At 71.1% G+C, this 7,457-nt stretch carries 7 protein-coding genes; 3 read left to right on the top strand and 4 right to left on the bottom strand.

The window, feature by feature from the left end:
* Positions 1-778: thiolase family protein (locus AB0C29_RS24680; RefSeq protein WP_360824349.1), on the bottom strand; the 778-nt coding region annotated here is incomplete at its 3' end.
* Between the two features lie 82 nt (positions 779-860).
* Here AB0C29_RS24680 and AB0C29_RS24675 point away from each other — a divergent pair.
* Positions 861-1,421 (top strand): TetR/AcrR family transcriptional regulator, encoded by a 561-nt coding sequence (locus AB0C29_RS24675; RefSeq protein ID WP_360824346.1) that lies wholly within the window; start codon positions 861-863, stop codon positions 1,419-1,421.
* 271 nt (positions 1,422-1,692) lie between these two features.
* Here the strand turns inward: AB0C29_RS24675 and nhaA are convergent, their stop codons facing one another.
* Positions 1,693-3,600 carry a Na+/H+ antiporter NhaA gene (gene nhaA, locus AB0C29_RS24670; RefSeq protein WP_360824343.1) on the bottom strand — a complete coding sequence of 636 codons (1,908 nt, stop codon included), beginning with the start codon at positions 3,598-3,600 and terminating at the stop codon, positions 1,693-1,695.
* 92 nt (positions 3,601-3,692) lie between these two features.
* On the opposite strand from nhaA, the gene AB0C29_RS24665 reads away from it, so the two are divergent.
* A complete protein-coding gene (locus tag AB0C29_RS24665; protein WP_360824340.1) occupies positions 3,693-5,147 on the top strand; it encodes a peptide MFS transporter in 1,455 nt (484 codons plus the stop codon).
* 24 nt (positions 5,148-5,171) lie between these two features.
* Entirely contained in the window at positions 5,172-5,600 is a 429-nt protein-coding gene (locus tag AB0C29_RS24660) for a nuclear transport factor 2 family protein (RefSeq protein ID WP_360824337.1), read from the top strand.
* On the opposite strand, the gene AB0C29_RS24655 is transcribed toward AB0C29_RS24660, so the two are convergent.
* Together AB0C29_RS24655 and AB0C29_RS24650 are read right to left on the bottom strand one after the other, a co-directional pair.
* Complete coding sequence (locus AB0C29_RS24655) at positions 5,590-6,435, bottom strand: sugar ABC transporter permease (protein WP_360824334.1); 846 nt, start codon at positions 6,433-6,435, stop codon at positions 5,590-5,592. The genes AB0C29_RS24660 and AB0C29_RS24655 overlap by 11 nt on opposite strands.
* Positions 6,432-7,457: ABC transporter permease subunit (locus tag AB0C29_RS24650; RefSeq protein ID WP_360824331.1), on the bottom strand; the 1,026-nt coding region annotated here is incomplete at its 5' end. The genes AB0C29_RS24655 and AB0C29_RS24650, both read right to left, overlap by 4 nt.

The following is a 7,457-nucleotide window of genomic DNA, read 5'->3' as shown; positions in this document are numbered from 1 at the left end:
GATCGCCGCGGTGACGGCCACCTCGCCGAGGAAGTTGAACCAGCCGATGAACCAGGCCCACGCGGCCTTGTTGCGTTTGGCGAGCGCGGCGGCCCTCGGCGAACGCGGGCCGCAGCCCGGCCAGCGTCCCGACGGTGGTGCCGGGCCGGATCGTCTCGTCGGTCTCCAGTCCGGCCAGCGGCGCGACCTGGCCGGCGAACCAGCCCTGCTTCCACGCCTCGGCCGCCCGCTGGTGGCTGGTCGCGGCGAACTCGTCGAGCTGCGTGCGCGACAGACCCCAGCGCCGGGCGATCAGCTCGGCACTGATCCCCTGCGGGATCAGCCCGCCGGGATACCGCTCCGCGACGGCGGGACCCCCGACGAACGCCCGCGCGCCGTCGACCAGGGCGGAGCTGCCGATGGGTACGCGACTCATCGACTCGACCCCGGAAGCCACCACGATGTCGTAGGCGCCCGCGACCACCCCCTGGGCGGCGAAACTCAACGCCTGCTGACTGCTGCCGCACTGCCGGTCGACGGTGGTGCCGGGCACGGACTCGGGGAAGCCGGCGGCGAGGACGGCCAGCCGGGTGTTGTTGGTGCTCTGCTCGCCGACTTGACCGACCGTGCCCCCGATGACGTCGTCAAGCTCGGCCGGGTCGAGGCCGTCGAGCCGGGCGGTGACGGCGCGCAGGACGTGGGCGTGCAGGTCGACCGGGTGGATCTCCGCGTAGGCGCCGCCGGGCTTGCCCTTGGCCACGGGTGTGCGTACCGCTTCGACGATGACCGCGTCGCGCATGTCGTGCCCTCCCCATTGATAACGGACCGATCGGTCCGATACTAAGGGCTGGACGGACCGATCGGTCCGTTACATTGGCCACATGGCACGCACGGCAGCACCCGGCACCCGCGCCCGCATCGTCTCGACGGTGGCCCCGCTCTTCTACAACCAGGGGGTGCGGGCGGTGGGCATGGCCCAGATCGTCGCGGCGGCGGGTTGCGGCAAAAACCTGCTGTACTCGCACTTCCCGGGCAAGAACGAGCTGGTGGCGGCGTATCTGTCCTTGGTTCGCGCCGAGCGGGAACGGTCGACCGAGCGGGCGCTCGCGGCGGTCTGCGAGGGGCGGGAGGCGGTGGTCGCTCTGGTGGCCGAGATCGCCGATCGGGTACGGGAGCCGGGGTTCCGGGGGTGCGCCATGCGCAACTACCTGACCGAGTTCCCGGCGGAGGACGACGCGCCTGGGCGGGTCGCTCGGGATTATCTGGCGTCGTCGCGGGCTCGGGTTGATGAGCTTGTGCGGGTCGCGGGCGGGTCGCCGAGGCTGGCCGATCGGGTCTGGCTGGTCATCGAGGGTCTGTATGCGGTGGCCGGGCGGCCGGACGCTGCTCAGCAGGCTGATGTGGCAGTCGCCCTGGTCAGGGACCTCGTCGAGGCCCCTTAAAGCGCCGGTCGCCGATCGCTGAGCGCTGGTCGCTGAGCGCCGGTCGGCGGTCGCCAGTCGCCGGCCACTGAGGGCGCCGATCGCCGGCAGCCGGCAGCCGGCAGCCGGCAGCCGGCAAGCATGCCCCATCGTCGAGCAAGGCCGAGGTAGGCGCGACGTGTCGCTCCGCTCACGGCGTAAGGCATCCTAGGTTACTGGGTTGAAAGGGAGGCCGTCCCTTCCGGAAGCTCAACTCCGGTCCCTGCGTGGGCAAGCGGAGGCCGGACCGCCGTCAGGCGGTCCCTTCCTCCTGGGCGGGCTGAGGAATCCGGGCGAGACCCGCCCGGGTTCGAGCGGTCTTCACCGCCTGCTTGAGCGTCACGATGTCGTACGCCCCGTAGTGCCGGCTCCCGTTGATGAAGAACGTCGGCGTGCCGGACACCCCGCTCAGGTCGGCCGAGTCCACGTCGTCGCTGACCCGTTGCGCGTGCCGGTGGTCCATCAGCTCGTCGTGGAAGCGGTTCGTGTCCAGGCCGAGCTGGTCGGCGTACCGGAGCAGGTCCATGATCTTGAGGTGGTCCTGGTGGGCCAGCAGCAGGTCGTGGAACTCCCAGAACTTGCCCTGACCGGCCGCCGCCTCCGCGGCTTCGGCGGCCAGCCGCGCCTGCGGGTGGACGTCCGGCAGCGGCAGGTGCCGCCAGACGTAGCGCAGGTCCGTGTCGGTGATCAGGTCCCGGACCGCCGGTTCGGCCTGGCCGCAGTACGGGCACTGGAAGTCGCCGTACTCGACGACCGTGACCGACGCGTCCTGCGGTCCGCGGACGTGGTCGCGTTCGGGGTCGACGGCCGGGATCAGGTCGACCAGTTCCTCGGTGTCGCCGAGCATGGCCCGGGCCCGGCGTTGCGGGGCCAGCATCCGGGTCGCGCGGAAGACCGCCCAGGTGATCAGGGACGCGCCGGCCGCCGCGGTCAGCACGCCGATCTTGGCCTCGGCCAGCTCCGGGCCCTCGAAGGCCAGCGCCGCGATCAGCAGCGACACGGTGAAGCCGATGCCGGCGATGGTGCCGCTGCCCAGCACCGCCGCCCAGCCGACCGTGGGGCGTACCCGGCCACCGGTCGCCGCCGTGAGCAGCGCGGACACCCCGACCACCGCGACCGGCTTGCCGATCAGGTAGCCCAGGATGACGCCCCAGGTCACCGGTGAGGTGAACGCCCGGCTCAGGAAGCTGCCGTCGATCGCGATGCCCGCGTTGGCCAGGCCGAACAGCGGCACGATCACGTAGCTCGACCAGGGGTGGTAGATCCGCTGGAGGCGGTCGTTGGGCGAGAGCGTCTGGGTCAGCCCGCGCGCGGCCGTACGGGCCAGCTCCGGTGTCGGCTGCTCGCGGAACAGCTTGAAGAGCCCGCTGGCGGCTTCGAGGTTCTCCCGTACCGGGGTGTAGGCCACCGCCGTGAGGCCCATCGCCAGGCCCGCCACCACCGGGTCGACGCCGCTGGCCAGCATCGCCGCCCACAGCACCAGGCCCACGACCGCGTAGCTGAAGGCGCTGCGGACGCCGAACGTGCGCAGCAGCAGCCACACCCCGAAGGCCGCGCCGGCGATCAGCAGCGGCATCATCTCGATGTCCTCGCTGTAGACCACCGCGATGACCAGCAGCGCCACCAGGTCGTCGACCACGAAGACGGTGAGCAGGAAGACCCGGGTCGAGTCGGGCACCCCCCGGCCGACCAGGGCGAGCAGGCCCAGCGCCAGCGCCGTGTCGGTGGACATCGCGATGCCCCAGCCGTGCGCGCCCGGGCCGCCGTGGGTGACGGCCAGGTAGATCAGCACCGGGATCAGCATCCCGACCAGCCCGGCCGCGCTGGGCAGCACGAAACGCCGCCGGTCGCGCAGGTCGCCGAGGTCGAACTCGCGCCGCGCCTCCAGGCCCACCACCAGGAAGAACAGCGTCATCAGCCCGCTGTTGATCCAGGTCCGCAGGTCCTCGGTGATGCCCATGGCGCCGAACCGCACCGAGAAATCGGTGCGCCACACCGCGTCGTACGACGCGGTGTCGAGGTTGGCCCAGATCAGCGCGGCGGCGATGGCCGCGACGAGCACCCCGGCACTGCCCGATTCGGTACGCAGGAACGCCCGCAGCGGCGCACCGAGCCCCCGCGTCCACTGCGTGCGTCCCCGCATCCCACCCGACGTAGTCACGGCACCAGCCTGGTCATCGGCGCGCCCCGGGGCAAGATCCGGGCCCGGCACGGTCGTTTACGGCGGCGCCGGATGCGGTATGCGACAGGGTCATGACGCAGGAGACGGCACCGCGCGAGCGTACGTTCTTCGGTCAGCCACCGGTGCTGGCGAACCTGTTCGGGGTTGAGCTGTGGGAACGCTTCTCGTTCTACGGCATGCAGGGCATCCTGCTGATCTACCTGTACTACTCCGCGGCCGACGGCGGGCTGGGCCTGTCCGAGCAGACCGCCACGAGCATCGTCGGCGCGTACGGCGGTTCCGTCTACTTGGCCACGATCCTCGGCGCGTGGGTGGCCGACCGCCTGCTCGGGCCGGAACGGGTGCTGTTCCTCAGCGCGGTCCTGGTGATGGCCGGGCACATCAGTCTCGCGGCGCTGCCCGGGCTGACCGGCGTCACCGTCGGACTGATCCTCATCGCGATCGGCAGCGGCGGGGTCAAGGCCACCGCCACGTCGCTGGTGGGCGGCCTGTACGACGAGCACGACGAACGCCGCGACGCCGGCTTCTCCCTGTTCTACCTGGGCATCAACCTCGGCGCCCTGGTCGGGCCGCTGCTGACCGGCCTGCTGCAGAAGAACTGGGGCTTCCACGCCGGCTTCGCGCTGGCCGCGGTCGGCATGGCGATCGGGCTGATCCAGTACACGATGGGCCGCAAGCGGCTCACCGGCGCCGCCCGGGTCGTACCCAATCCGTTGCCGCCGCAGCGCCGCCTGCCGGTGGCGTTGCTGGTCGCCGCGGCCGCGGCGCTGGTCCTGGTGCTGGCCCTGACCGGCGTGCTGCAGGCCGGGGCCCTGTCGAACGTGGTCATCGTGCTGAGCATCGCCGCGGCGGTCACCTACTTCGTGGTCATCCTGCGCAGCCACCGCATCACCGACGTCGAGCGGCGCCGGGTGTACGCGTTCATCCCGCTGTTCGTCGCCAGCGCGGTGTTCTGGTCGCTGTACCAGCAGCAGTTCACGGTCGTGACGATCTACTCCGACCAGCGCCTCGACCGTGACCTGTTCGGCTGGGAGATGCCGGTGTCCTGGGTGCAGTCGATCAACCCGGTCTTCATCATCGTGCTGTCCGGGGTCTTCGCCGCGCTGTGGACCCGGCTCGGCCCGCGCCAGCCGGGGACCCCGATCAAGTTCGCCGCCGGCACCGCGATCATGGGCGTGGCGTTCCTGCTCTTCCTGCCGCTGGCCGGCGGCGGCCCGAACAGTGCCCCGCTGCTCGCACTGGCCGGCATCCTGCTGGTCTTCACCGTCGCCGAGCTGCTGCTGTCCCCGGTCGGGCTGTCGCTGTCCACCAAGCTGGCCCCGGCGGTGTTCCACACCCAGATGGTCGCGCTGTTCTTCCTGTCGGTGGCGCTGGGCACGGCGGCCTCGGGCACCCTCGCGAAGTACTACAGCGAGGACCACGAGACCGCGTACTTCGGCATCCTGGGTCTGGTCGCGATCGTGATCGGGGCCGCCCTGGCCCTGGCCGCCCGGCCGATCAGCCGGCTGATGAGCGGTGTGCGCTGACCGGCGCGCGCCTATCCTGTCGGCATGACGAATGCGACCCGGACCCGCGGCGCGCTCGGCGTCGTCGAGCAGTGGCTGACCGCCGTCAACGCCGGCGACGGCGCCCGCGTGGAGTCCCTGAGCCACGAGCAGGTCGACATCGTGGGACCCCGCGGGCGCGGCAGCGCTCCCCGCGCGGTGCTGAGCGAGTGGCTGGCCCGCTCCGGCTTCTCGTCGCAGCCGGTGCGCTGGTTCTGCGGCGGCGACGGCCTGGTCGTGGTCGAGCAGGACGCCACCTGGCACGACCCGGCGACCGGCGAGCCGCAGGACAGCTTCCGGATCGGTTCGCTGTTCCGGGTCGAGGACGGCCGGGTGGCCCGCTACGAACGCTTCGACGACGGGGTCGCCGGAGCGCTGGCCGCAGCGGGCCTCGACGCCGCCCGCGACGAGGTGACCCGCCCGGTCAGCCCTTGACCGCCCCAGCCGTCAGGCCGTTGACGATGTAGCGCTGCAGGAACTGGAAGACCAGCACGGTCGGGACCGCCGTCAGCAGGGTGCCCGCGCAGAACATTCCGAAGTTGTTGTTGCGCTCCCCCGCCACCAGGCCGTACATGCCGACCGACAGGGTCTTGGCGCCCGTGTCGGTCAGGAAGACGTTGGCGATCAGGAACTCGTTGATCGTGCCGATGAAGGCCAGCAGGCCGGTCACCGCCAGGATCGGGGCGACCAGCGGCAGCAGGATCCGGAAGAACGTCTGGGCGTGCGACGCGCCGTCCATCGTGGCCGACTCGTCCAGCTCCCTCGGCACCGTGTCGAAGAAGCCCTTCATCAGCCAGGTGTTCACTCCCAGCGCCCCGCCCAGGTAGAGCAGGATCAGGCCCCAGGCCTGGTTGAAGCCGATGGCCGGCCACAGGTCGGTGATGGTGGAGAACATCAGGAAGATCGCCACGATCGCCAGGAACTGCGGGAACATCTGGATCAGCAGCAGGGCCAGCAGGCCGATCCGGCGGCCGCGGAAACGCATCCGGCTGAACGCGTACGCGGCCAGCGCCGACAGGAACACCGACGCCAGCGCCGACACGCCCGCGATCAGCACGGAGTTGCCGAACCAGCGGGCGAAGTCCGTGTCGGCCAGCAGGTTGCCGAAGTTGCCCAGCGACGCCCCGGTCGGCACGGCCGCGGTCGACGACAGCGTGCCCAGCGGGTTGAGCGCCGCCGACACCACGAACACGATCGGGAACAGCGAGAAGATCAGGGCCAGCACCGCCACCCCGTGCCGCCACCCGACCCGGGAGAACCACCTCATCATGAGTAGACCTCTTCCTGGCGGCGGGTCCGGCGGAAGCTGACCGTGGAGATCACCGCGACGATCACGAAGATGAAGATGGACACCGCCGCGGCGAAGCCGTACTGGGCGCCGGAGCCGCCGAACGCCAGCCGGTAGGTGTAGGTGATCAGCAGGTCGGTGGCGCCGTTGGCCGGGTTGTCGGCCGGGAACGGCGCGCCGTCGGTGGTCAGGTAGATCGCGTTGAAGTTGTTGAAGTTGAACGCGAACGACGAGATCAGCAGCGGCGTCAGCGCCACCAGCAGCAGCGGCAGGGTGACCCGCTTGAGCGACTGCCACGGCGAGGCGCCGTCGATGCGGGAGGCCTCGGACAGCTCGGGCGGGATGGCCTGCAACGCGCCGGTCGCGACCAGGAACATGTACGGGTAGCCGAGCCACAGCTGCACCAGGATCACCGCGATCCGGGCGGACGCGGCCCCGCCGAACCAGTCCACGTCCAGCCCGAACAGGTTGTTGATCAGCCCGAAGTCGGTGTTGAACATGTCCCGCCAGACCAGCAGCATCGCGAACGACGGCATCGCGTACGGCAGCACCAGCAGCGTGCGGTAGAGGCCCCGGCCGCGCACCCGTGGCGAGTGCAGGGCGAGAGCACAGCCCAGGCCGAGCACGAAGGTCCCGCCGGTGGAGGCCAGAGCGAAGAACAGGTTCCAGATCAGGGTACGGGCGAACGGGCCGGCGATCGCCGAGTCGGTGACGAGCCGGGTGAAGTTGCTCAGCCCGACGCCGACCCGCCAGCCCTGGGCCAGCCGCTCGCCGTCGGCCGCCACGAACGCGCCCACCTTCTCGTCCGCGGTCCAGGTCCGGCCGGTGGTCGTGTCCCGGACACAGTCGCAGCCGGCGTCGTACGCCCGCCCGGCCTTGCCCTCGTACGCCCGCGACAGCCCCTGCGAGCGGATCGCCCCGCCCGCGGTCGGCACGGCCAGGTCGGTGATCTCCTGGCTGCGGGCACTGGCCTGGCCGCCGTTGAGCAGCGTGTAACCCTCGGC

The organism is Actinoplanes sp. NPDC048791 (genome assembly GCF_040650095.1).
Lineage (GTDB): Bacteria > Actinomycetota > Actinomycetes > Mycobacteriales > Micromonosporaceae > Actinoplanes.
Note: the sequence above shows the minus strand (reverse complement) of the source record. Positions and strands in the feature narration are given on the sequence as shown.

Excerpts from the sequence above, each read along its gene's own strand:
- AB0C29_RS24675 (WP_360824346.1), top strand. The coding sequence starts at position 861 with ATGGCACGCACGGCAGCACCCGGCACCCGCGCCCGCATCGTCTCGACG.
- AB0C29_RS24665 (WP_360824340.1), top strand. The coding sequence starts at position 3,693 with ATGACGCAGGAGACGGCACCGCGCGAGCGTACGTTCTTCGGTCAGCCA.
- AB0C29_RS24660 (WP_360824337.1), top strand. The coding sequence starts at position 5,172 with ATGACGAATGCGACCCGGACCCGCGGCGCGCTCGGCGTCGTCGAGCAG.
- AB0C29_RS24655 (WP_360824334.1), bottom strand. The coding sequence starts at position 6,435 with ATGATGAGGTGGTTCTCCCGGGTCGGGTGGCGGCACGGGGTGGCGGTG.